Below are 22,931 nucleotides of genomic sequence, written 5' to 3'. Positions count from 1 at the left end.
AAGGCCGAGGATGCAGAGCTTCTGCCCACCATTCGAAGGCTGGTGGATCAAAGGCCAACCTATGGCTATCGGCGGATCGCAGCGCTCCTCAATCGCGAGAGGCGAGCCGCCGATATGCCTGTCGTCAACGCCAAGCGGGTTCATCGCATCATGGGCAACCACGCCATGCTGCTGGAGAAGCATACGGCCATTCGCAAGGGCCGCCTCCACGACGGCAAGGTGATGGTCATGCGCTCGAACCTGCGCTGGTGCTCCGACGGGCTGGAGTTCACCTGCCGGAATGGTGAGGTCATTCGTCTCGCCTTCATCATCGATGCCTTCGACCGGGAGATCATCGCCTGGACTGCGGTCGCGAATGCAGGCATCTCCGGCTCCGACGTGTGAGACATGATGCTGGAGGCTGTCGAGAAGCGGTTCGTAGCCACCCGAGCCCCGCATGCAATCGAGCATCTCTCAGACAATGGCTCGGCTTACACCGCGAGGGACACGAGGCTGTTTGCCCAGGCGCTCAATCTGACACCCTGCTTCACTCCTGTCGCGAGCCCTCAGTCGAATGGTATGTCCGAGGCGTTCGTGAAAACCCTGAAGCGGGATTACATCCGCATATCGGCTCTACCGGACGCCGAAACAGCGCTCCGGCTCATCAACGGATGGATCGAGGACTTGTATGAGGGAGGTTCTGTCAAGCGGTCATTGGCATCTCCTTCTAATTCCTGACCGGGCTGCATTGGCTTATTGGCGCACTCGGCGCATCGACTTGTATTCGGCGAGAATCTGATCTCAACCACGATCCCATTCATGGTGGCCAAGCAGTGCGGAAGAGCAGCGCTACACTACAACACGGCGGATGCTATCCAGACCATCTTCAATCTCGGCAGCCGCTCTTCTCTCCAGTCGCCCGTCGGCGCTTGGAACTGTTATGGGGCTTCCGGCTTCAGTGAAGCGCCCTGAGGGACTAAGCCGTCTTCAACAAAACGCCAGATGGCGACCGCAAGCTTTCGAGCCAGCGCGATAACTCCGATCTTGCGAGATCGGCCTGAACCCGCTCCAAACGTGCTCCGATACCACTGGGACAAAGTGCTTGTCGGCTGATACCTGAGCCAGCACCACGCAAGTTCAACAAGAAGCCGCCTCGCGAAGCGGTTACCGGCTTTACTGATCCCTTGATCATGCTTCACAGCACCACTCGCATATGGACTTGGTGCCAGACCGAGAAAGCTTGCCAAGCACTTTCGGTTGGCGAACTGTCGATGGAATACCTCCGACACCAGCAGTACAGCACTCATTTTGCCAATTCCTTTTAGGGTGGCGATGCGTCGAACCTTGTCGACATTGGGAATGCCCAGTGTGCCATCCGTCAAGCCTTCTTCGAGCTGGCGGTCGAGATCACGAATATGCGCATGAACCAGTTCCAGGCGTTCGAACTCCCTCGTTAGCTCTGCTGCAAGGAATTTACCGAGTGGTTCGTCATCGGCTGTCCTCATCACCTGCAGCCATTTGCGCCAGTCTCCTCCCCAGAGAGCCTTGACCTCACGGATACCGTGAAGATTGAGCAGGGCACGAATGCGGTTCACGTGGCGTGTCCGCTCCGCCGAGAGCTGCAAGCGTTCTCTGTCGAGACGTTTGGCATCTTCCTCCTCCGGCGTGGGAACACGAACTTCACGGCATACCGTTCTGTCACCCTGGTCGAAAGATTTGAACATCCTGACCATGGACTCAGCGTCTAGCCGGTCGGTCTTTGCCCTACGGCTTCGCCTGTTGACCAGGAAGCTGGTGGAGTCGAGTACAGACGTACGTATGCCCCGCTTCCGCAAGAACCTCGCCAACCAAAAGCCATCATATCCGGCCTCAAAGCAAACCGTGATCTCAGGGTGACGCCCATCTACCTGTGCCGCACAAGCTTGCTCGCGCTCCAGCATTCCGACGAGCGCTGCAGTATCGCCGCCACGAACCTGTCGAAGCTTCACACGATCTGAGCTTGGGGAAAGCACTGCAACTAGCCATATGGATTTACTCAACTCAATGGCTGCATACACGGACACACTGGACTTGGCGTTCTCGTTCATCAGAGGCCTCCTCGTTGTCGATGAAGCGGATGAGCCGGCCGGCTCGTCCATAGCATCTACAACGAGATCCATCCCCACTCCGCGCTCAAGATGGCTTCCCCACGGCAGTTCATCAGGGCTAAATCAAACTAGCCGACATGTCCGGCGAAACGGGGTGCACTCCATGCACATATTCCGAAAAGCACTGAACCTGTCAGGGAATGGATGCAAAGACTTTGATGCACCGGCATGCTCGTCGCCCGTCTCTTCCTGTGCACGACGGAAGCGACAGCAAAGACCAGCATGGACACAACGGTCAGGGCGTAGGCCCAAAGGGGAGCAGTTCCGACCGCGATGCTGTCGAACGACACGATCACGACACCCAGTACTGCGATTATGGTGCCAAGCCACTGCCTCGCTGTTAGCTTCTCACCAAGGACCGGTTGCGAAAGCGCCACGATCGCAAGCGGCAGAAGATCGGCTATAAGCGCCACCAGACCCGTCGGCACCCCCTGCTCGATCGCCAGCGAGAAACCGCCGAGATAGATGAACACGGCCATGAGGCCGAACAGCGCCTGATCACGGATCGCGCACAGCGATATTTTCGGCCCGATCGCCAGTGCAAACGGAAGGAGGATCAGACCGGATACCAAGGTCCGCCAGAAAAGCAGCAGCATCGCGCTCGCTTCTTCGCTGGCGTAGCGAATGCCGACGAAGCTGGAACTCCATCCAATGATCATGAGCGTGGCGAGCATGGGCCACAGGAGGGGGTGGCGTTGAGCGTCGGTGGAGGCGATTGTGCTGTTAGCCATGGGATGCTCTGAGACGGGTCTTCACAAGTTCATTAGGCGAACCGCTGCACCTGCGCACATGACAAATCTCGATCGGCCCATGACATCCGGCTGACATCTGTCATGTCGCATGAATTCGGTGATATGATTCATTGAGACCTATAGGGAGATGCGCCATGAACGGGTTAAACGGCGGCCGCCTCGACATTGATGCCTTGCGCACTCTGTCCGCGATCCGCCACCATGGCGGATTTACAAAGGCAGCTGCGGTACTTGGTGTCTCGCAGTCTGCCGTCAGCCACAAAATTAAGAGGCTTGAAAGCGCGCTGGATTGCGATTTGCTGAAGCGCGAGCCTGGTTCGCCGACGTTCACAGCTGCAGGGAAAGAACTGCTCGATTTTGCCGATCGCATTCTCAAGCTGCACGACGAGGCCCTGTTGAGCCTCTCGAAGACACCCCTGGCCGGAAGAATTGCGCTCGGGTTGACGGAAGATACCGCATGCACTGATCTGGCCCGCATTCTGGGCCGGTTCAAGCGGCTTCATCCCAATGTTACGGTCAGGACGAAGGTGCGCATGAGCCTGGTTCTTCGTGCGATGCTGGAACAGGGCGAACTTGACGCTGCAATAGTTCAAGTCTTTGAACATGAGGTCCGGCCGACTGACATCGTCCTGTACAGGGAAGGCCTTCATTGGGTGAAACATCCGGACTTGATGATCCCATTCGATGGCGTCATTCCCTTTCTTTCGTTCGACGACCAGTGCTTTTATCGCCAATGGGCGCTTGATGTCGGGCAGGAAGCCGCACTTCTGGAGACCGTGTTCGAGTGCTCAAGCGCCGCTGGTATCGTGTCTGCAGTCAACGCGGCCATGGGGGTTGCTTTGCTGAGTGACCGACATATACGAGGAGAGATGCAAATTCTGACCGGGTGCCTTCCTTCACCCCCATCCCTGGCTTATGTCATCAGGCGGGCAAGGAAGTCGAGGAATTCGGTCCTGGACAGCTTGGTGCGGGAAGTCTCGAGCGACATCGGTCGCCAAGGAGGTCTAGCCCTGACTGGATAAGCCAGTACATCTTAGCGAGTGCCATAGGAGACGGGGGAGTCTACTCCTGCAGCCCATTTGGCCTCAACGGACTTACCTCGGTCTGGGTGGAGGACTGTGCTGCTAAGCCCGCATAGGCGCTCGGGCTTAGAGGTGCTATCGTAAGCCGTCTTAGGTACATGACCGCCGATTTCCGGTGCGTCGGCAACAGGCGCATTGAACCGGGCCTCAGGAGCTAACACGACAAGAGGATTTCGGGGAAGTTAGATCAGCACCGCTTTCAGCCCCTTATAGACAGTGCGCTCCGAATGAACCCTTCGTAATAGCGGGCGCTAATTGATCCAAAGTCACCTGTCCAAGCCGCTCCAGGATCAGGCGCTCGGCGTGAGATATGGTTTCAGAGAGGGCCGCGTTCACGTTCTTCTCGATCATGCAATTCGCGTATGCTCTACGAGAACCGATTGCGAAGAGCGTGGGTCGGTCGAGGGCTTCGTACACCGCAAGCAGCGTGATCTCGCGTAGCGGTCGCGCCAGTCGCCATCCCCCGCCGTGTCCTTTGTCGGATTTGACATAGCCTGCGCGGCGAAGGCCCGCCATTGTCCTTCGGAACACAGCGGGATTGGTACCCATGCTTCTGGCCAGCACCTCCGACGTGAGTGCCTGCTCGAATTGCGCCATGTGCAGGAGCACATGCAGTACGTCCGATAGTCTTGTATCTCTCTTCATAGCCAATCTAGTCCAAACACTCCGCGTCTACAGACGCCGCGCTATCATGTATCAATTGTTGCTACGTGTCGCTATGTCGTGTTATGCAGCCGCATCTGCTACATAAGCGAGTGCATCATGAACGGCATGCTCAACCCTTTCGCGGATCCTGGTTGTGTAAGCTCTTACGTCCGCGACACGCCCCTTAAAGTGCCGGGCTTGGTAGACCTTCATAAGATGGCAACGTTGCTCCTGGCGGAACGGGCGCCCGAAGCCGCACGTATCCTGGTTGTCGGAGCTGGCGGCGGGTTGGAGATCAGGGCAATGGCACAGGCCCGACGTTACTGGCGCTTTACCGGTGTCGATCCGTCAGCCACCATGTTGGACGTTGCCCGTCAAACGACAGCCAATTGCGCAGAGCGAACAGAACTCCTTCTGGGGACGGCGGTTAACGCACCCTCCGGTCCCTTTGATGGAGCCGTTTGCCTTCTCACCTTGCACTTCCTGAACCGGGACGAAAGGCTACAAACCCTTCAGGAAGTCCGGACTCGGCTAAATTCAGGCGGTGTTTTCCTTGCTGCCCATCATACTGCGATCGGTAGTCAGGCAGAAACATGGCTTAGTCGGTCTGCGGCTTTCGCGGGAAGCGCAAACTTGACTTCCGGAAAGGCGGCAGCTTCGGGCAGGTCCATGGCAGAACAACTGCCGCTGCTGTCTCCGGAGGAGGAAGAAGAAACGTTTCGGGAGGCAGGATTCCAGGAGCCGGCGCTATTTTACGCCGCCTTTTCGTTTCGCGGGTGGGTTATGACCAACCCGGTTCGATGCAAGCAAGGCGAAAGAGTGCGAAGTGACGCGTAGCGTGAAAGACCCCTTTCCCTCATCATAACAACCGAAAGAAATCCCGCTTCATGAAATTCATGAACCCGATCTGGTCACGCGACACATTGTGAATGTAGATCTCGTCGAATCCGCATGAGGCACATTCTTCGACAGCGGCAAGCAGCTCATCCGCGTCGCTCACGAGGTGGATCACGTCGTCTATGTCCGCAGGCGCGATATCACTGGTGACTGAATCGAAATCTTCCGGGCGGCGCAGGTCAGCGAGTTGGGCCGGCGGAAGTGCTGCATGGCGCCATTGCTCCCAGGCGGCCATTCTCGCTTCCTCTTTGCTTTGGGCCCATGATATCTGAAGCTGCAGCGCCAGCGGTTTGCCGTTACCGCCGTTCGCCTGGTAGAGCTTGACCAGCTTAGACAGTTCCTCCTTTGACTTCCGCACTGTGACGAGGCCATCTGTCCATGATCCCATCCAGGCAGTCGTCCTGCCGGTGAGGGCGGCGCCGTAGATTGCGGGCGGATCCGGAGGTGGCGACCACAGTTTTGCCGAGTCCATTTGGACCCAAGGATGGTGCGCCGTCACCTCCTCGCCCTGCAACAGCGCGCGCATCAGGTCCGTTCCTTCTCTTAGCCGTTCGTTGCGCTCGTCCTTTGCCGGCCAACCTTTACCTACGATATGTTCGTTCAATGCCTCGCCGCTTCCGACTGCGATCCACTGCAGACGACCCGGAAACATCTCCCCAATTGTTGAGATTAGATGTGCAAGTACCGCCGGGTGATAGCGCCAGCCGCCCGGGATGGCGAGACTGCCAAATGGGATAGAGGTTCTGGCCATAGCTGCCCCGAGCCAGGCCCAATTGTTCCCGGAATTTCCCTGCCTTACGCTCCATGGCGCAATATGATCCGACGTCATCACCGCACCAAAGCCCGCATCCTCAGCGCGAGTGACGTAAGCAAGCAGTTCGCTCGGCGCAAATTGCTCATGCGATGCGTGGTAACCAATGATCATCGTTTCTCCGCTCCTATCTAAGTTACGTCAAGCAATTGAAGCTTTTCGTTGGCCGGTATCAGAGGTAGCCGGTCCGCTGGACCCCGCTGCCATAGGAGGATGATGTCCGGCATCTCAGCTTCAATCGATGTGCCCTTGGAACCAGCGAGCTTCTCCAAAGGTTCTCTCGTCGCCATTACGAGGTGAGGCCATGAGCGATCCCGATCTGCTAGGTATTTCCACGACGGCTCGTCTGAATGGACATCCCGTTCATCCTCTTCTGGTCCCGCTACCGATCGGGTTCTTCGTTGCGACACTTTTGTGCGATCTCGCTTTCTGGTGGAGCCGCGACGCCCTATGGTTAACAGCAGGCTTTTGGGCACTTCTCGTTGCAATTTGCACCGCGGCACTTGCGGCGGTCGCTGGCTTTGCAGACTTCGCCGGGAATAGACGGGTGCGCGCAATCAAGGACGCCTGGCGTCACATGATCGGAAATGTCGTTGCCGTACTTTTGGCTATAGGCAGTCTTGCCCTTCGCTGGTCAGGAGATGCATCTGCGGTTTTGCCATGGGGGCTGAGCGCCTCGATCCTGATCTTCCTTCTCATATTCTACACGGGGTGGAAAGGCGGTGAGCTCTCGTACAGACACAGGGTCGGCGTGCTTCCTGACGAAGCTGATCCCGGTGTTCGCTAGAGTGGGTAGGGAAGGCGGATCATCTCGTTTCCGGCCTTCATCGCCGCCATCTCATAAAGGGCGCCTCTCATTCGGCTGGTGGTAGCCTCCATTGGGGGAAGTAACTTCGCCTGTGAGAAGGATCGGTGGGGCAGGCTTACGTCGTCTGCGGCTTCAACACTTGCTCGATGGTGCTGAGGAGGCGTGCCTCGTTGTAAGGCTTCTCCAAGACAGCATTGAAGGCTTCTGGGTGCGCTCGTCCGATGCTGGCTTGTGCTCCACTCATCAGGATAATTGGGATATTTGCCAGGGTGGGATTGGCACGGATGTTCTGTGCAAGTTCAAGGCCCGTCATCAGGGGCATCATGAAGTCAGTTAAGACCAGGTCGGGACGCTTCTGCTCAACGAGGGCGAGAGCAGCGACACCATGCGCAGCGGCTTCCACTTGATGGCCCGCATCCTCCAGCATGATCTTCAGCACCTCTGCGATCAGGAACTCATCTTCCGCTATGACAATCAGAGCCATGTTCTATGCTCTAGCTTTCCCGGCCATGAGAACCTCATGTCGAAACCGGTGCCGCTAATCCGGTTGCCGAGTGGAGGATTGGTTCGAGCGGAACAATGACCTCAATGCCGTTGTTCCCGAACGTAAGCTCACGAATGCGAGGGTCAAATGCGCTGTCTCTGACCTTGAGGATGGAGAGCGCTTTCCTGTACTGCGCGTCCTTTTCCACATGGCGGAGCATGACGAGGTTATCGATCAAGCTGGAAAGCTCCGAGCCTGGTGCCGTTACCGTGGGCCCGAAGAGATCATGTAGTTCCCAGGTGGCGATAGTAGTAACGCCGAGGGCACGAAGTTCGTTGATCAGGGCTGAGAAAAACTCATTCATGCGCGGCTGGTGAATAGCCGCTCGTTCAAAGCCGCCTAGACCGTCGATCACAAGCCTCTTTGTTTTCTTGGTTCGCACCGCGTCAAGAAGCTGGTGGCCAAGCTTGTCCAGAAGGTTCTCCGTCATGGGGTTCCAGAGAATGTCGACGTGGCCTGCCTTCACACGTGCATCTAGGTCCACGCCAAGAGAGGACGCTTTGGCCAGCAACCGGGCTGGTGTCTCGTAGAAGCCAAAACAAAGGCCCGGTTCATCGGCACTAGCTTCGTCCAAGAAGTTAAGGCCGAACGCGGTCTTACCGGAACCTGAGGGACCGAAAAGCAGCGTTACGGAAGCCTCAGGCAATCCGCCGCCGATCAGGTCGTCAAAACCATTGATTCCCGAGGTTAGGGACCGAGATCGCGGCTCGTCCTTGACGCTGGGGTACCGGAACCTCGCCTCCAGGCGAGGATAAACGGTAAGACCTGATGACGTTATGTCGAACTGATGGAGACCGCCAAGTGCAGCACTGCCCCGGGACTTCTTGACCTGAAGTCGACGGACCGATCTAACGCCAGGCACTTCTTCATGAAGCTCAACGACTCCATCGACCATGGTGTGCTCTGGACTATCGTCGTTAAAGCGTGTGCTGGTGAGGAACAGGACCGTGCAGCCAACGAACGCGGCTTGACTTTGCACCTCCGCGACAAAGGTTTTTACGTCAAGCGCTGAGTTCGCCTGATCCCTGGCGTTCAGCAAACCGTCGAACAGGAGCAAGCTCGCCCCATGGCGAGAAATTTCCTTCCGCAGCAGTTCCACCACCGCAGGCAGCCCACTTTCGCGAAGGGTCTGAAAGACACTCACATAGGAAATTGAAACCCCAAGCTGGCTGCGGTCGAAGAAATCGAGTGTGCCAAGAACCTGGAAAAGCCTGTCGTGTGTTTCCGCCAGCAGCGTCACATACAGAACTTTTCGGCCGCTCTTCAGGCTTGCGAATGCGACCTGATTGGAAAGGATTGTCTTTCCGGCTCCTGGTTGGCCCTGGATAATGTAGGAAGCTCCTTCCACGAAGCCGCCGCCCAATACCTGGTCTAATCCGCTGATGCCGCTGCTCAGCCGTGGAAGTGCCTGCGTCACTGTCTTATCCCGTCTATTCCTTCGCAGTACAGTAGGGTGGTGAGCAGGATTTGCAACCGGACAACATCCCGAAGAGCCTGTGCGCTATCCTCGATTTTCAACCGACTCGGCATTCTCTTAGCTAGGCGAATCGAAACTCCCAGCCGTCGGAGGCGTTCTCATCCTGTGAATCACAATCAGGAGACAGCATCATGGCTGACGACAGCACCAAGACCATCCGAGCCACTTTCGAAACACGCGAAGCAGCCGATCTTGCCGTCGAACATTTGGTTCAGCAGCATGGAGTTTCGAGGCCGGACATCTTCGTTCAATCTGCGAGCGACCGGAACACAGCCGGCGCGGCACCATCGGGCGGAGACGCTTCTCATGATGAGGGCGCTCGACACGATGCACCGCTTGAGGGCGAGATCGAAGTTTCGGCGGACGTCGCATCCAGCCAGGTCGCCGCCGTCCAGCGCAGTCTCGGGGATGCCGGCGCGCTTCATGTATCGAGCCGCTGAGCATGGCTGACACTCTTTCGAAATACCGCGCCAAGCGCGACTTTCAAAAGACCAGCGAACCGAGTGGCGAGGCGCATGTCAAACCGTCCAAGCGCCGACGGTTCGTGATCCAGAAGCATGACGCCACCCGGCTCCACTATGATCTGAGGTTGGAACTCGATGGTGTCTTCAAGTCCTGGGCAGTGACCAAGGGGCCATCGCTCGACCCACATGACAAGCGGCTGGCTGTCGAAGTCGAGGACCACCCGCTCGACTATGGCGACTTCGAAGGCACGATCCCGAAAGGACAATACGGCGGCGGTACGGTGATGCTGTGGGATCGCGGCTACTGGGAGCCGGAAGGCCGCAAGTCACCGGAGGAAGCCTTAAGAAAGGGCGACTTCAAGTTCACGCTCGAAGGCAAGCGCCTGCACGGCAGCTTCGTCCTGGTTCGCATGCGCAGCGATCGCGACGGCGGCAAGCGGAACAACTGGCTGCTGATCAAGCATCATGACGAATACTCCGTCGAGGAAAACGGCGGGGCGATCCTGGATGAGAATGCGACTTCGGTCGCTTCGGGCCGCAGCATGGAGCAGATCGCGGAAGGCAAGGGCCCCAAGCCGCGGCCGTTCATGATGGCGAACGCGGATGTCGAGGCGGACGCCGTCTGGGACAGCAAGCATGGTTTGGCAGCCGACCAGCGCAAGAAGAAGTCTCGAAGGGATGTCGCGCCGTCGACAGCGATGGACCTGCCGGATTTCATTGCCCCCCAACTCTGCGAGAAGGTCAACCGGCCGCCGCCGGGCGCTGACTGGCTCCACGAGATCAAGTTCGATGGTTACAGGATCCAGATGAGGGTTGCCGATGGCACGGCAACGCTAAAGACCCGCAAGGGCCTGGATTGGACCGCAAAATATCCTGAGATCGCCGGTGCTGCCTCTGAACTGCCCGACTGCATCATCGACGGCGAGATCTGCGCGCTTGATGAAAACGGCGCACCGGATTTTGCCGCACTCCAGGCGGCGCTGTCGGAGGGGACCAGCGGAGATCTCGTCTACTACGCGTTCGACCTGTTGTTCGATGGTGGCGAGGACTTGCGGTCCCATCGATTGGTCGAGCGAAAGGAGCGACTGCAGAGCCTGCTCGCCGATGCGCCTGACACTCCTCGTCTGCGCTACGTCGAACACTTCGAATCCGGCGGTGACGCAGTGCTTCGTTCCGCCTGTAAGCTGCATCTGGAAGGCGTGATCTCCAAGCAGATGGATGCACCCTATCAGTCAGGCCGCACCGACACCTGGGCAAAGTCGAAATGCCGGGCCGGCCATGAGGTTGTGATCGGCGGCTATGCAAAGACGAACGGCAAGTTCCGGTCTCTGCTTGTCGGAGTTCATCGCGGCGATCACTTTGTATATGTCGGCCGGGTCGGAACCGGCTACGGCGCCAAAAAACTCGAAAGGCTGCTTCCGAAACTGAAGGCGCTGGAGACGGCGCGATCACCGTTTGCCGGGATCGGCGCACCGAAGAAACAGGCCGAAGTTGTCTGGTTGAAGCCGGAGCTGGTCGCCGAGATCGAATTTGAAGGATGGACCGCGGACGGACTGGTTCGCCAAGCCGCTTTCAAAGGCCTGCGCGAGGACAAGCCGGCCAAGGAGGTGGAGGCGGAGAAGCCGGCTTCCCCCACCAAGACTAACACTGCCGAACCTGACGTGACCGCCAAGTCCAAACCCTTCCGGCGCAAGGGAGCAAAGGCTGAGGTCATGGGCGTGCTCCTATCCAATCCGGACAAGGCGCTCTGGCCCGATGCCGGCGATGGCGAGCCCGTCACCAAGGAAGAACTTGCCCGCTATCATGAGGCCGTCGGCACCTGGCTGATCGAGCATATTAAGGGCCGGCCCTGCTCGATCATTCGCGCGCCCGACGGTATCGGAGGAGAGCAGTTCTTCCAGCGTCATGCCATGCCAGGCACCTCCAACCTGCTCGAATTGGTGAAAGTCTTCGGCGACAAAAAGCCCTACCTACAGATTGATCGCATCGAGGGACTGGCAGCCGTCGCCCAGATCGGTGGCGTTGAACTGCATCCCTGGAACTGCGAGCCCGGGAAGCCGGAAGTGCCTGGCCGGTTGGTGTTTGATCTCGATCCAGGACCTGATGTTCCGTTCTCAAGCGTGGTCGCGGCCGCCCGGGAAATGCGCGACCGTCTCGAAGAGCTTGGTCTTGTCAGCTTCTGCAAGACGACGGGGGGCAAGGGGCTGCATGTCGTGACACCGCTGGCGGTCAACAAGCGCAAACCGTTGTCATGGGCCGAAGCCAAGGGCTTTGCACACGATGTCTGCGAGCAGATGGCGCGCGACAACCCCGATCTTTATCTCATCAAGATGAGCAAGAGCCTGAGAGGCGGCAGGATCTTCCTCGACTATCTGCGCAATGATCGGATGGCTACGGCCGTGGCGCCGCTATCGCCGCGCGCGCGGCCCGGCGCTACCGTTTCGATGCCGCTCACCTGGACGCAGGTGAAATCTGATCTCGACCCGAAGCGATTCACCGTCCGCGCGGTGCCTGCACTGCTTGCTAAAAGCTCGGCCTGGCAGGACTATTGTGACGGTGAGCGGCCGCTGGAGCAGGCCATCAAGCGGCTCGGGAAATCAAGACGGGCAGCGTGATCTCCAGAGGGGGCTGCCAAGTGAAGTGATTGTTTGAATGGACGAGACAAAGGAGACTTCCGAACTGCCTCTGCGTGAGGGGGCAACAACCGATCTGCCGCACGACCGAATAACGGTGGAGCGATTTCGGGAGGCGTTTCCGCGTGCCCGGTGGAGTGACCGGCTCAATGCCTGGTTCGTGCCCGGCCGCACCGCCGAAAGACGTATCGGCCGGTGGCTGGCCGAAATGGAGGCCGAAGCAGACCGGTTCGCGGACGAGAAGGGCAGAGACGCTTTTGCCTTTCAGCCAATCGAGAGCCGTTATCTCAAAGCGGCACCCGCGGCCTTGGAGATTCAAACGCCCTATTCACGAACTGTCATTAATGAGATTCGAGCGATCCCGCATGCTCGCTGGGACGCCGATCGCTGCCTTTGGACCGTTCCATATCGTTCGTTGAATGAGCTGAGCCAACGCTGGCCTGCGATCGAGGCAGCTGCGGCCCGCAACGAGCCTGAGGCACGGCAGGCGCGGCGGGAAGCAATCAAGGGGACCGAGCAAGACAGGGCATTCAAGGCGAAGGCGAGGGAGCGCCGGCGGAAGCGCTATCCGGTTCCCGCGGGTGACCCTCCGCCCTTCGACCGCGCCATCGCCACGCACATTGGTATCGTCTTCTTCACCGGCACGGATGGCGAATTCGCGGATCTCGCGACGGTAAGCGCGTTCTACTTTCCCGCCGAGGCCGGTGAAGAATATGTCTGGGCTTCGTGGCGGGCCGGTTCACTGGAAGAACTGGTGACGACCTGGCCGGCGCGGACGCCGCCGGAACAACGCGAGCTCGACCGCGGCTGGTGGATGCCTGATCTGGCGCAGTTGCGGATTGCCAGGCGCGCCGCCAAATCCAGGCGGCGGTCGAAAGAGCGCAGGAAAAAGGACGACCCATCCGGTGAGAGAACAACAAACAGTGCTTGAGAAATTCCAAGGCTTGCCGCCGATCGAGCCGCGCGAACTCATCGGCCTGTGGAAAGGAAGGGGCGTACCTGCCAGCCATCCGTTCGACCACGTGCTGGAAAATCTCGGCTGGTTCGGCAAGCGGTTCACACTGGACATGCGTGCCGATGCATTGCTGTTTGGCTCGGGCGATCGGCGGCTGATCGCCATCGATCCGAAGTGGATACCACTTGACCTGGCGCTCCGTTTCCACCAGCTCGGCCGCACGGCTGTCGCGAGAAACCTTTTTTCTTATCTTCAGCGTCGCATGCGGGCGAGGGGCCCGGTCGCGTCGCTAAGGAACATGGTGTTCGCCGGCGCCGAGAGTGCTGCCATGATCTATGACGATCAGCCCATCGTCGATCATTTCCGGCGGATCGATGAACACAAGGTTATGGGCGCGATGGTAATCCAGGATACCGCGGGGATCTATTTCTTTGAGCTCGAGCGGGTCGATGAGCCTTGAATACCGGCGAACCCGATATCATCTATCTGCTACCACCCGTTTTGATGATCGCCACGCCGAGCAGCCTTGCTGCCGCCCGCGGTCGTCCGGGTCGGACAGGGCGCTCCCCAGATGGGTCGAGCGCCCTGTCCATTTCAGCCGGCTGGTTTGTCGGTGATGTCGAAAACGGCGGCATTGTCCTGAACCTCGCGCAGCCCCTTGTAGGATGCGTGCCGCAAGCTGCCGTCATGGGTCCATCCACGAAACTCGATCTCGGCGATCAATGTCGGCTGCACGAAGACCAGGTTCTTGCCCTTGAGCGGCACCGCCGGCCGCTTGGTTCTCAGCTTGTCGAGCGTGGTGCCCAGGTATTCGGCGTCCTTGGTGTTGAACCCGGTGCCGACGGAGCCAACATAGACCCAGTCATGCCCCTTGCGGCCAGCGAGAAGCAGGCTGCCGATGCCGCCACGGGCCACCGTCGACTGCTCATAGCCGACAATCATGAAGCTCTCGCTCTGGACGCATTTGATCTTCAGCCAATCGCCGGTGCGTCCGGAGCGGTAAGGCCGATCCCGATGTTTGGCGATAATGCCTTCAAGGCCTGTCAGGCAAGCATTCGCTAGAAGTTCGGCACCATCGCCGTGCACTTCCTCCGAGAGCTGGATCGCGCCGGTGGCGCCATCGAGAAAGTCTTCCAGCAGGTGCCGGCGGACGGAAAGTTCGGTTCCGGTTAAGTTATGGCCGTCGAAATAAAGCAGGTCGAACGCGAAGAAAATGGCTTCCGACGATGATCGCTTGCCACCTCGTCCGCCGAGCGATCGCTGCAGCGCCCCGAAATCAGAACGGCCCTTGTTATCGAGCACCACGGCCTCGCCATCGAGAATGGCTGTTCCCACGCCCAAGTTTCGTGCTGCTTCAGCGATGGCGGGAAAGCGATGCGTCCAATCGTGGCCGCCGCGGGTGATGATCCGAGCACGCTTCGGCTCGACATGGATAGCGAGGCGATAGCCGTCCCACTTCAGCTCGAATGCCCAGTCCGGGCCCTTGGGAGGGACCGTCTTCAGAAGCGCCAGGCATGGCTCGATCCGGTCGGGCATCGGGTCGAACGGAAGATGAGGTTGCGCCGGATTGCGTGGCCGGCGCGGCTGCGACTTAAGTACCTGGTCTTCCTGTAGAAGCGGTTTGGCGCGAGGGCTCATCTGCCGCTCCGCTTCTCGGCAGCGACAGATTTCTTCAAGGCATCCATGATATTGACGACATTGCTCGCTTGTGACGACGGCTGAGGTTTGGCCTTCCCCTTCGCAGGCTTCTTCAGGGTCTTCTTTTTGGCCGCGATGATGTCGAGCAGCCGCTCCTGGACCGGGTCGGCGACCATTTTCGGGCTCCAGTCCGTCTTCTGCTTTTTGATCAGCTGCTGGACCAGCGGCATCATTTGGGGATCGGCTTTCTCGTCGCCGATCGCCTCGAAATAGCTATCCTCGTCGCGGACTTCGTCGCCATAGCGCAGCGTCGATAAAACGATCCCCTTGCCACGTGGCTCGAGCATGACGGCGCGCTCTCGCCGCGAGATCACCAGCTGCGATATCCCGACCATGTTCTGAGCCTCCATGGCGTCGCGAATGACGGAAAATGCTTCCTGGCCGACCGGGTCGTTTGGGGAGAGGTAATAGGGCGTGTCGAGCCAGATCCATTCGATGCTGTCGCGCGGCGTAAAAATAGAGATATCGATGGTCTTGGTGCTTTCCAGCGCCACGTTCTCAAGCTCCTCGTCTTCGAGAAGGACATATTCGTCCTCGCCACGCTGATAACCTTTGACCTCGTCCTCTTGCCTGACATCCTGACCGGTAACGGAATCGACATAGTGGCTGACGACGCGGTTCTGGGTCTGGCGATTGAGCGTATGGAAGCGGACCTTTTCGCTTTCGGAGGTCGCCGGCATCATCTGCACCGGGCAGGTGACGAGCGAGAGTTTGAGGTAACCTTTCCAATAGGGCCGAAGGGCCATGGCTGTGACCTCCGATCAGCCGACTTTCCGGGCTGGCGCCGGGGCCTGCTTCGATTTGGCCGCAGGTTTTGCGGCCTTCACGCGGCCAGCGCCGCGGTTGGCATTGGAGGCGGTGCGTTTCGGCTTTGTTTCTTTGGCGCCGATGCCGGCGCTTTCTCGCAGAGCCTGCAGGAGATCGCCGGGCTTGGATGCGACCGGAGCTTTCTTCTTCGGCAGCGCCCGGCCCTCAATCTTGGCTTTTACCAACTCCGCGACGGCCGCCTCATACCGGTCGTCGAAGGTGCTGGCATCGAAACTGCCCTTCTTCGTGCCGATGATGTGTTCGGCCAGCTCAAGCATCTCTCCCTCGATCTTCAGATCCGGCATATCCTCGAACGCCTTTTCCGAAGAGCGGACCTCGTAGTCGAAGTTCAGCGTCGAGGCGATCAGGCCTTTGCCATGCGCCCGAATAAGGACAGTGCGCATCCGCCGGAAAAGGACGGTGCGGGCGATTGCGGCGACCTTCTCCTTCTTCATGGCGTCGCGCAGGAGCAGGAAGGCGTCCGTGCCCATCTTGTCGGGGGCCAGATAGTAGGGCTTGTCGAAATAGGTGGTGTCGATTTGCGAACAGGGAACGAAGGCTTCGATCCTCAGCGTCTTGTCGCTCTGCGGGGTGGCTGCGGCGACCTCATCCGGCTCGAGCACGATATATTGACCATTCTCAACCTCGTAGCCTTTTACCTGATCATCGCGCTCCACCGGATCGCCTGTTTCGCCGTCGATGAACTCGCGCTTGACCCGGTTGCCGGTCTTGCGGTTGAGCGTATTGAAGGCGATGCGCTCGGACGAGGAAGCAGCCGTATAGAGAGCCACCGGACAGGAGACCTCTCCGAACTTGATATACCCCTTCCAATTGGCTCTGGGACCCGCCATGACACCGACACTCCGGACGCAACTCAAGCGATTCAAGTGATTCGGTGGCGAATCGTTCCGGGTCGAAATGAATCATTTTTCAATGACTTAGCGCGGCTCGGCTGCACGTATTGCGAGTCTGGCTTAGACTTTTGATTCCATGCATCTTTTAGCGTCGGCGCGCGTTTTCTGGTGGAACAACTTCTAAGGAGTTTTGCAATGAGCAAGCGTGAACTGATCGATACCGGCACCGACAAACGCTATGTCCGTCGCGACAAGCAAGGCAGATTTAAGGAAAGCGTCGACGTCTCGCGCTCGCTCTCGGCAGATAGGCGCCATGAGGCAAAACACGGCGCCAAACCTGGCGAGGGCGACAAGGGCGATCGCAAGCACTGACCTCGGAAGACTTGCCTCTACAAACCCGTAAACGGCCGCAGATCGTTGGCCGCTTTGTCGGCGGCTTGCGAAAAATTCCTATCTACCCATCGATTTGAATCCCTTCACGGAATCCTCGGAGCCGCACCCGGGCTCAACTTGAGCGCGCCAGGTGCGCATTGACTCGGTTTCGGTTTGAGAACAAATACAGAACATATTCCTGCTTCTCAAGCCGAAACGGGTAGCCGTAAGGAGACCATGACTATAGCCGCAGCCAGCTCGAATACCGTCCTCAACGAGTTGCGCGAGAAAATCGCCAGCTTGGAAGGGACAGGCTCGCGCATACGCACTGTCCTGCCGTTCGGTGTTGGAGAGATCGATGCGCGGCTGCCGGGAGGGGGGCTCGCCTACGGCGCGCTGCATGAGGTCGCAGGCGGTGGCAATGGCGCGATCGATGGGGCGGCTGCGGCCCTCTTCATCGGCGGCATCGCTGCCCGCACCACTGGAAAGGTGATCTGGTGTCTCACCCGCTTCGACCTCTTCTTTCCGGCACTTGCTCAGGTCGGGCTTCATCCGGACCGCGTCATCTTCGTTGAGTGCGACAAGGAAGAGACGGTGTTGGCGAGCTTCGAGGAAGCTCTGCGGTATGGCGGCCTTGGTGCGGTCGTCGCCGAACTGGTGCGCCTGCCGATGACCGCCTCGCGTCGGCTGCAGCTTGCGGCGGAACAGTCCGGCACAATGGGTCTGGTGATCCGTCGCTGGCGACGTCAAACCGAAGCCTCCGACTTCGGTATGCCGACGGCGGCGGCCACCAGGTGGCGAATTTCCGTGCTGCCGTCCGAGCCACTTCCCGTCCCCGGTGTCGGCCGGGCGCGCTGGCTGGCGGAACTGATGCGGGTCCGAGCAGGCGAGGGAGGAGAGTTTATTATCGGAGCATGTGATGGCAAGGGTCGTATCTGTCTTTCTTCCGACACTGCCGACCGACAGGATCAGGCGAGCCGATCCTTCGCTCTCTCCTGACACGCCTGTCGTGGTGATAGCCAGGAGTGGCTCGAAGCGATGGATCACGGCAGCCGATCGGGCAGCGCTCAAGCTCGGCCTTCGTGTCGGTATGCCGGCAGCCAAAGCGCAGGCGCTGTTCCAGGGGCTGGTGATGATCGATGCCGATCCTTCGGCCGACATCGCGGCACTTCAACGGCTGACGCTCTGGGCTTTGTCGCAATATTCTCCCGTCGTCGCCATGGATCCTCCCGACGGCATTGTCATGGACACGGAAGGCGCCGACCATCTACAGGGAGGTGAGGCGCTGATGCTCTCCGGCCTTGTCAATCGTTTCCGCGGGCGGGGTCTCGCCGCACGAGCGGCGATTGCAGACACCTGGGGTGCGGCCCACGCGCTTGCCCGGTCCATTGATTGCGAGACGATCATCGTTCCGCCCGGCGAGACCGCGAATGTCGTCAGCCGGCTGCCACTGCCGTCGCTGCGCCTGCCGGCCGACATCGTTAAAAGCCTTCACACTCTTGGCTTTGCCACCGTCGGCGATCTTGCCACCACGCCGCGCGCGCCACTGACGCTACGCTTCGGGCCGGAGGTCGGACGGCGTCTCGACCAGATGTTCGGCCAGCTTGCCGAACCGATCGATCCGATCCGGCCCTCGCAGCTTGTCGAGGTCCGAAAATTATTCGCCGAACCGATCGGCGCACCGGAAACTATCGAGAAATACGTCGGCCGCCTTGTACGCAAGCTCTGTCTGGAGCTCGAGAAGCGTGGGCTGGGCGCCCGGCGCGCCGACCTTATCGTCCACCGCGTCGACAACACCATTCAGGCGCTGAGGGCAGGGACGGCCAAGCCCGCCCGCGACGTCGTCTGGCTGACAAAGCTCTTCCGCGATCGCATCGAGAGGATCGAACCCGGGTTCGGCATCGAAAAGCTCAGCCTGGCCGCCACTCTCGTAGAGCCACTCGTGGACATACAATCGGCGTCATCGCTGATCGAAGAGCAGGCAACCGATGTGACGCCGCTCATCGACGTGCTTGGCAATCGTGGCGGCCAACGCATTTTCCGTGTCGCACCGGTGGCCAGCGACGTTCCGGAGCGCAGCGTGCAGCGGATTGCGCCAACGGCCGAGGAAGTCGGGGCCAATTGGCCACTCCATTGGCCGAGGCCATCCCGGCTTTTGGCACGTCCGGAAGCGATCGAGGTCATAGCGCTTATGCCTGACCATCCGCCGGTCTCCTTCACCTGGCGTGGCAAGCGGCGCCGGGTGAAGCGTGCCGACGGACCGGAACGAATTTTTGGGGAATGGTGGCAACGAAGCTGCGAATGGATCGCCGTTCGCGATTACTTCGTTGTCGAGGATGATGCCGGCGAGCGCTTCTGGGTCTTCCGGTCAGGCGACGGCGTCGACGCGGAGACTGGATCGCACAAATGGTTCCTGCACGGGGTGTTTGCCTGATGCGCTATGCGGAACTGCAGGTCACTACGCATTTTTCGTTCCTGAGGGGCGCAAGCTCGGCCGAGGAACTGTTTGCGACCGCTAAGCTCATGGGCATTGAGGCGCTCGGTATTGTCGACCGTAACAGCCTCGCCGGTATCGTCCGCGCCCTTGAAGCGTCGCGCGCCACTGGCTTGCGGCTGGTCGTCGGCTGCCGGCTCGATCTTCAGGACGGCATGTCGATCCTCGTCTATCCCACCGATCGCGCCGCCTATTCGCGACTGACGCGGCTTCTGACCTTGGGCAAGGGCAGGGGCGGGAAGGCAAATTGCATCCTGCATCTCGATGACCTGGCGCTTTATTCAGAGGGCCTGATCGGCGTCCTCGTGCCGGACTTGGCCGACGAGACCTGCGCGGTGCAGCTCCGAAAAATGGCGGAGATCTTTGGCGATCGCGCTTATGTCTCGCTCTGCCTGCGCCGGCGGCCGAACGATCCTCTGCGGCTGCATGAGATCTCTAACATGGCGGCAACGCATCGAGTGAAGACCGTCGTCACCAATGACGTGCTGTTTCATGAGCCCGAGCGGCGGCAGCTGCAGGACGTCCTCACCTGCATCCGCACCGGCACCACCATCGATGATGTCGGCTTCGAACGCGAGCGTCACGCTGATCGCTTTCTCAAGCCACCGAAGGAAATGGCGCGTCTCTTTCCCCACTATCGGGAGGCACTGGCGCGCACGACGGAGATCGTCGAGCGCTGCCGGTTCTCGCTGGAAGAGCTCGTCTATCAGTATCCGGAGGAAGCGCTGCTTCCCTGCATGACCGCACAGCAGTCGCTGGAGCACTATACCTGGGAAGGTGTCAAGACGCGCTATCCGGAAGGGCTGCCGACACATGTCGAGAAGACCATCCGCCACGAGCTGGACCTGATCGAGACGATGAAATACGCACCCTATTTTCTGACGGTCTTCTCAATTGTCCGCTACGCTCGATCGCGAGGCATTCTTTGCCAGGGCAGGGGATCTGCCGCCAATTCCGCTGTCTGCTATGTGCTCGGCATCACCTCCATCGATCCCGAAACCAATGACCTGTTGTTCGAACGGTTCGTCTCCCAGGAGCGCGACGAGCCGCCCGACATCGACGTCGATTTCGAACACGAGCGGCGCGAGGAGGTGATCCAGTGGATCTACAAGACTTATGGCCATGACAAGGCGGCACTATGCTCAACCGTCACGCGCTATCGCGCAAAGGGCGCCATTCGCGATGTCGGCAAGGCGCTCGGTCTTCCGGAAGATCTGATCAAGTCGCTCTCTTCCGGCCTCTGGTCGTGGTCGGAGACGGTTGGGGAGCGGCAGGTGCGCGATCTTGGTCTCAATCCGCAGGACCGCCGTCTCGCTTTGACCTTGAAGCTTGCTCAGCAGTTGATGGGCGCGCCGCGGCATCTCGGTCAGCACCCGGGCGGCTTCGTCCTGACGCACGACCGGTTGGATCATCTCGTGCCGATCGAACCGGCCGCAATGGCCGACCGCCAAGTGATCGAATGGGATAAGGATGACGTCGAAGCACTTAAAATGATGAAGGTCGACGTGCTGGCACTCGGCATGCTGACTTGCATGGCCAAGGCCTTCGCGCTGATCGGCGAACATAAGCATCAGGATCTCGACCTTGCCACCATCCCGCAGGAGGACCCGAGGACCTATGCGATGATCCGCAAAGCCGACACGCTCGGGACATTCCAGATCGAATCCCGCGCCCAGATGTCGATGCTGCCGCGCATGAAGCCGAACACCTTCTACGACCTCGTCATTCAGGTGGCGATCGTCCGCCCCGGGCCGATCCAGGGTGACATGGTCCACCCCTATTTGCGCCGCCGCGAAGGCAAGGAGAAGGTCGAATATCCGACGCCCGAACTGGAGGCGGTTCTCCACAAGACGCTAGGCGTGCCGCTGTTTCAGGAATCGGCCATGAAGGTGGCGATGGTCTGTGCGGGGTTCACGGGCGGTGAGGCCGACCAGCTACGGAAATCCATGGCGACCTTCAAGTTCACTGGCGGCGTATCGAAGTTCAAAGACAAGCTCGTCTCCGGCATGATCAAGAACGGCTATTCGCCGGAATTCGCCGAGAAGACATTTTCCCAACTCGAAGGCTTCGGCTCTTACGGCTTCCCCGAAAGCCATGCCGCCTCCTTCGCGCTGATCGCCTATGCCTCGAATTACGTAAAATGCCATTTTCCGGACGTCTTCTGTGCGGCGCTTCTCAACTCACAGCCCATGGGTTTTTATGCGCCCGCCCAGATTGTCCGGGATGCTCGCGAGCACGGTGTTGAAGTGCGGCCCGTCTGCATCAATCGCTCGCGGTGGGACTGCACCCTTGAGCCGCTCGAGGGCACGAACCGTCATGCTGTGCGTCTCGGTATGCGGCTGGTGCGTGGATTGGCGACCGCTGAAGCGGCGCGCATTGTCGCCGCCCGCGCTGACGAACCGTTCACGTCGGTGGACGATGTGTGGCGGCGGTCCGGTGTTCCGGTCGCCTCGCTCGTCGAACTCGCCGAAGCCGATGCCTTCCTGCCGTCATTGCGGCTTGAGCGGCGCGATGCGCTCTGGGCGATCAAGGCCCTACGCGACGAGCCGCTGCCGCTCTTCACTGCTGCCGCGAAACGCGAGGCAAGGGAAATCGCCGAGCAGCTGGAGCCGGAAGTCGCGCTGTACCAGATGACGGAGGGCCACAACGTCGTTGAGGATTACAGTCACACCGGGTTGACGCTCCGGCATCACCCTTTGCGGTTCCTGAGGGCTGACCTCACCATGCGCCGGATCGTCACCTGTGCTGAGGCGATGAGCGCGCGAGACGGTCAGTGGCTGATGGCGGCCGGCTTGGTGCTGGTCCGTCAACGGCCAGGATCAGCGAAGGGGGTGATGTTCATCACCATCGAGGACGAAACTGGCATTGCCAACGTCGTCGTCTGGCCAAAGCTCTTCGAGCGATCACGCCGGGTGGTACTGGGTGCCAGCATGATGGCGATCAACGGCAGGATCCAGCGGGAAGGCGAGGTCGTTCATCTGGTCGCCCAGCAGCTGTTCGATCTCTCGGCCGATCTGTCTGGGCTTGCCGAACGAGATGGAGCATTCTGGCCGCCGACCGGCCGTGGCGACGAGTTCGCCCATGGTTCGCCCGGAAGTCCGGATTCGCGCGAAAAGGCGCCTCCGGGGGTTCGGGCGAGGGATATGTTCGTCCCGGATCTGCATATCGATACGCTGAGGATCAAGAGTCGGAAATTTCAGTAAGCTCCGGCGCCGAGATTGCAGATCCACCCAATATGGCGTCTGCCAGTGCGCCTCGACGAAGGCCGCCGAAGGCGCACTGGATCAGACCGATGCGCAAGTGAAACAAATAGAGGATCGTGCTTCCCTTGGAGCTGCGGCCAATTCACCTTCGCAATTGTGCTCTTGTCGAAATCGATGAAGGTCACGCCGCCGCGCCGGGAACGATCTTCAGGTTGGCGGACTCGAGCTTCACTGCGCGCCCTTCCGAATCCTTATTCACCTTCTTGACCTCGTGGTCTGCGGCGAAGGCCGGAGCGTGATCGTGGGCAC

The 22,931-nt window shown here is 59.6% G+C and carries 19 protein-coding genes and 2 pseudogenes; 12 read left to right on the top strand and 9 right to left on the bottom strand.

All coding sequences use genetic code 11. The features are described 5' to 3' along the window. Window positions 1–663 (top strand): annotated as a pseudogene (locus RTCK_RS08225) (IS3 family transposase); the annotation flags it as partial. A 254-nt stretch (window positions 664–917) separates the two neighbouring features. Here RTCK_RS08225 and RTCK_RS08220 read toward each other — a convergent pair. Both RTCK_RS08220 and RTCK_RS08215 read right to left on the bottom strand, forming a co-directional pair. Continuing rightward, window positions 918–2,066, bottom strand: a complete 1,149-nt coding sequence (locus RTCK_RS08220; RefSeq protein WP_142592455.1) for an IS110 family RNA-guided transposase — start codon at window positions 2,064–2,066, stop codon at window positions 918–920. Window positions 2,067–2,230: 164 nt separating this feature from the next. Next, window positions 2,231–2,857, bottom strand: a pseudogene (locus RTCK_RS08215) (DMT family transporter); the annotation flags it as partial. Window positions 2,858–3,012: 155 nt separating this feature from the next. Between RTCK_RS08215 and RTCK_RS08210 the strand changes: the two are divergent. Continuing rightward, window positions 3,013–3,900 carry a LysR family transcriptional regulator gene (locus RTCK_RS08210; RefSeq protein ID WP_142523202.1) on the top strand — a complete coding sequence of 296 codons (888 nt, stop codon included), beginning with the start codon at window positions 3,013–3,015 and terminating at the stop codon, window positions 3,898–3,900. A 267-nt stretch (window positions 3,901–4,167) separates the two neighbouring features. Here RTCK_RS08210 and RTCK_RS08205 read toward each other — a convergent pair whose 3' ends face one another. Then, window positions 4,168–4,605: an Rrf2 family transcriptional regulator gene (locus RTCK_RS08205; RefSeq protein WP_142523203.1), complete on the bottom strand. Its 438-nt coding sequence runs from the start codon at window positions 4,603–4,605 to the stop codon at window positions 4,168–4,170. A 117-nt stretch (window positions 4,606–4,722) separates the two neighbouring features. Between RTCK_RS08205 and RTCK_RS08200 the strand changes: the two genes are divergently transcribed. Further along, window positions 4,723–5,442, top strand: coding sequence for a class I SAM-dependent methyltransferase (locus tag RTCK_RS08200; RefSeq protein WP_142523204.1), 720 nt, complete (start codon window positions 4,723–4,725; stop codon window positions 5,440–5,442). A gap of 22 nt (window positions 5,443–5,464) precedes the next feature. Here the strand turns inward: RTCK_RS08200 and RTCK_RS08195 are convergent, their stop codons facing one another. Next, on the bottom strand, window positions 5,465–6,427 hold the full coding sequence (locus tag RTCK_RS08195; RefSeq protein WP_142592453.1) for a TIGR03885 family FMN-dependent LLM class oxidoreductase: 963 nt from the start codon (window positions 6,425–6,427) through the stop codon (window positions 5,465–5,467). Between the two features lie 190 nt (window positions 6,428–6,617). Here RTCK_RS08195 and RTCK_RS08190 point away from each other — a divergent pair, with 190 nt between their 5' ends. Next, window positions 6,618–7,100 carry a DUF2231 domain-containing protein gene (locus RTCK_RS08190; protein WP_142592452.1) on the top strand — a complete coding sequence of 161 codons (483 nt, stop codon included), beginning with the start codon at window positions 6,618–6,620 and terminating at the stop codon, window positions 7,098–7,100. Between the two features lie 136 nt (window positions 7,101–7,236). On the opposite strand, the gene RTCK_RS08185 is transcribed toward RTCK_RS08190, so the two are convergent. Next, window positions 7,237–7,605, bottom strand: a complete 369-nt coding sequence (locus RTCK_RS08185) for a response regulator (protein WP_142523207.1) — start codon at window positions 7,603–7,605, stop codon at window positions 7,237–7,239. 34 nt (window positions 7,606–7,639) lie between these two features. Continuing rightward, window positions 7,640–9,082, bottom strand: coding sequence for an ATPase domain-containing protein (locus tag RTCK_RS08180; RefSeq protein ID WP_235988618.1), 1,443 nt, complete (start codon window positions 9,080–9,082; stop codon window positions 7,640–7,642). Window positions 9,083–9,273: 191 nt separating this feature from the next. Between RTCK_RS08180 and RTCK_RS08175 the strand changes: the two genes are divergently transcribed. Genes RTCK_RS08175 through RTCK_RS08160 form a run of 4 tightly spaced genes read left to right on the top strand, consistent with a single transcriptional unit; the run spans window position 9,274 to window position 13,654 of the window. Beyond that, a complete protein-coding gene (locus RTCK_RS08175; protein WP_142523208.1) occupies window positions 9,274–9,582 on the top strand; it encodes a hypothetical protein in 309 nt (102 codons plus the stop codon). 2 nt (window positions 9,583–9,584) lie between these two features. Further along, window positions 9,585–12,221 carry a DNA ligase D gene (gene ligD / locus RTCK_RS08170; RefSeq protein ID WP_142523209.1) on the top strand — a complete coding sequence of 879 codons (2,637 nt, stop codon included), beginning with the start codon at window positions 9,585–9,587 and terminating at the stop codon, window positions 12,219–12,221. A 37-nt stretch (window positions 12,222–12,258) separates the two neighbouring features. Next, the gene (locus RTCK_RS08165) at window positions 12,259–13,170 is read left to right on the top strand and encodes a hypothetical protein (protein ID WP_142592451.1); all 912 of its coding nucleotides are present in this window, start codon (window positions 12,259–12,261) and stop codon (window positions 13,168–13,170) included. After that, a complete protein-coding gene (locus RTCK_RS08160; protein WP_142592450.1) occupies window positions 13,145–13,654 on the top strand; it encodes a DUF4334 domain-containing protein in 510 nt (169 codons plus the stop codon). The genes RTCK_RS08165 and RTCK_RS08160 overlap by 26 nt, the downstream gene beginning before the upstream one ends. A gap of 134 nt (window positions 13,655–13,788) precedes the next feature. Here the strand turns inward: RTCK_RS08160 and ligD (RTCK_RS08155) are convergent, their stop codons facing one another. Genes ligD (RTCK_RS08155) through ku (RTCK_RS08145) form a run of 3 tightly spaced genes read right to left on the bottom strand, consistent with a single transcriptional unit; the run spans window position 13,789 to window position 16,550 of the window. Beyond that, window positions 13,789–14,832, bottom strand: coding sequence for a non-homologous end-joining DNA ligase (gene ligD, locus RTCK_RS08155; RefSeq protein WP_142592449.1), 1,044 nt, complete (start codon window positions 14,830–14,832; stop codon window positions 13,789–13,791). After that, the gene (gene ku, locus RTCK_RS08150; protein ID WP_142592448.1) at window positions 14,829–15,638 is read right to left on the bottom strand and encodes a non-homologous end joining protein Ku; all 810 of its coding nucleotides are present in this window, start codon (window positions 15,636–15,638) and stop codon (window positions 14,829–14,831) included. Before ku (RTCK_RS08150) ends, ligD (RTCK_RS08155) begins: the two co-directional genes overlap by 4 nt. Before the next feature lie 15 nt (window positions 15,639–15,653). Continuing rightward, window positions 15,654–16,550, bottom strand: a complete 897-nt coding sequence (gene ku / locus RTCK_RS08145; protein WP_142592447.1) for a non-homologous end joining protein Ku — start codon at window positions 16,548–16,550, stop codon at window positions 15,654–15,656. Window positions 16,551–16,748: 198 nt separating this feature from the next. Here ku (RTCK_RS08145) and RTCK_RS08140 point away from each other — a divergent pair, with 198 nt between their 5' ends. The 4 genes from RTCK_RS08140 (at window position 16,749) to RTCK_RS08125 (ending at window position 22,622) form a co-directional block, all read left to right on the top strand. Continuing rightward, window positions 16,749–16,925, top strand: a complete 177-nt coding sequence (locus RTCK_RS08140; RefSeq protein WP_142523215.1) for a hypothetical protein — start codon at window positions 16,749–16,751, stop codon at window positions 16,923–16,925. A 237-nt stretch (window positions 16,926–17,162) separates the two neighbouring features. After that, a complete protein-coding gene (locus RTCK_RS08135; RefSeq protein WP_142523216.1) occupies window positions 17,163–17,924 on the top strand; it encodes an ImuA family protein in 762 nt (253 codons plus the stop codon). Continuing rightward, window positions 17,845–19,359: a Y-family DNA polymerase gene (locus tag RTCK_RS08130; protein WP_142592446.1), complete on the top strand. Its 1,515-nt coding sequence runs from the start codon at window positions 17,845–17,847 to the stop codon at window positions 19,357–19,359. Before RTCK_RS08135 ends, RTCK_RS08130 begins: the two co-directional genes overlap by 80 nt. Continuing rightward, window positions 19,359–22,622 carry an error-prone DNA polymerase gene (locus RTCK_RS08125; protein ID WP_142592654.1) on the top strand — a complete coding sequence of 1,088 codons (3,264 nt, stop codon included), beginning with the start codon at window positions 19,359–19,361 and terminating at the stop codon, window positions 22,620–22,622. The genes RTCK_RS08130 and RTCK_RS08125 overlap by 1 nt, the downstream gene beginning before the upstream one ends. The last annotated feature ends 309 nt before the right edge of the window (window positions 22,623–22,931 follow it).

It is taken from the genome of Pseudorhizobium endolithicum, assembly GCF_902153245.2.
Classification (GTDB): Bacteria; Pseudomonadota; Alphaproteobacteria; order Rhizobiales; family Rhizobiaceae; genus Neorhizobium; species Neorhizobium endolithicum.
The sequence above is the reverse complement of the archived record's forward strand: the minus strand, read 5'-3'. Positions and strand labels throughout refer to the sequence as shown.

Excerpts from the sequence above, each read along its gene's own strand:
- ligD (WP_142523209.1), top strand. The coding sequence starts at position 9,585 with ATGGCTGACACTCTTTCGAAATACCGCGCCAAGCGCGACTTTCAAAAG.
- ku (WP_142592447.1), bottom strand. The coding sequence starts at position 16,550 with ATGGCGGGTCCCAGAGCCAATTGGAAGGGGTATATCAAGTTCGGAGAG.
- ligD (WP_142592449.1), bottom strand. The coding sequence starts at position 14,832 with ATGAGCCCTCGCGCCAAACCGCTTCTACAGGAAGACCAGGTACTTAAG.
- RTCK_RS08185 (WP_142523207.1), bottom strand. The coding sequence starts at position 7,605 with ATGGCTCTGATTGTCATAGCGGAAGATGAGTTCCTGATCGCAGAGGTG.
- RTCK_RS08200 (WP_142523204.1), top strand. The coding sequence starts at position 4,723 with ATGAACGGCATGCTCAACCCTTTCGCGGATCCTGGTTGTGTAAGCTCT.
- RTCK_RS08195 (WP_142592453.1), bottom strand. The coding sequence starts at position 6,427 with ATGATCATTGGTTACCACGCATCGCATGAGCAATTTGCGCCGAGCGAA.
- RTCK_RS08135 (WP_142523216.1), top strand. The coding sequence starts at position 17,163 with ATGACTATAGCCGCAGCCAGCTCGAATACCGTCCTCAACGAGTTGCGC.
- RTCK_RS08220 (WP_142592455.1), bottom strand. The coding sequence starts at position 2,066 with ATGAACGAGAACGCCAAGTCCAGTGTGTCCGTGTATGCAGCCATTGAG.
- RTCK_RS08205 (WP_142523203.1), bottom strand. The coding sequence starts at position 4,605 with ATGAAGAGAGATACAAGACTATCGGACGTACTGCATGTGCTCCTGCAC.
- RTCK_RS08140 (WP_142523215.1), top strand. The coding sequence starts at position 16,749 with ATGAGCAAGCGTGAACTGATCGATACCGGCACCGACAAACGCTATGTC.
- RTCK_RS08130 (WP_142592446.1), top strand. The coding sequence starts at position 17,845 with ATGGCAAGGGTCGTATCTGTCTTTCTTCCGACACTGCCGACCGACAGG.
- RTCK_RS08125 (WP_142592654.1), top strand. The coding sequence starts at position 19,359 with ATGCGCTATGCGGAACTGCAGGTCACTACGCATTTTTCGTTCCTGAGG.
- ku (WP_142592448.1), bottom strand. The coding sequence starts at position 15,638 with ATGGCCCTTCGGCCCTATTGGAAAGGTTACCTCAAACTCTCGCTCGTC.
- RTCK_RS08165 (WP_142592451.1), top strand. The coding sequence starts at position 12,259 with ATGGACGAGACAAAGGAGACTTCCGAACTGCCTCTGCGTGAGGGGGCA.
- RTCK_RS08210 (WP_142523202.1), top strand. The coding sequence starts at position 3,013 with ATGAACGGGTTAAACGGCGGCCGCCTCGACATTGATGCCTTGCGCACT.
- RTCK_RS08175 (WP_142523208.1), top strand. The coding sequence starts at position 9,274 with ATGGCTGACGACAGCACCAAGACCATCCGAGCCACTTTCGAAACACGC.
- RTCK_RS08190 (WP_142592452.1), top strand. The coding sequence starts at position 6,618 with ATGAGCGATCCCGATCTGCTAGGTATTTCCACGACGGCTCGTCTGAAT.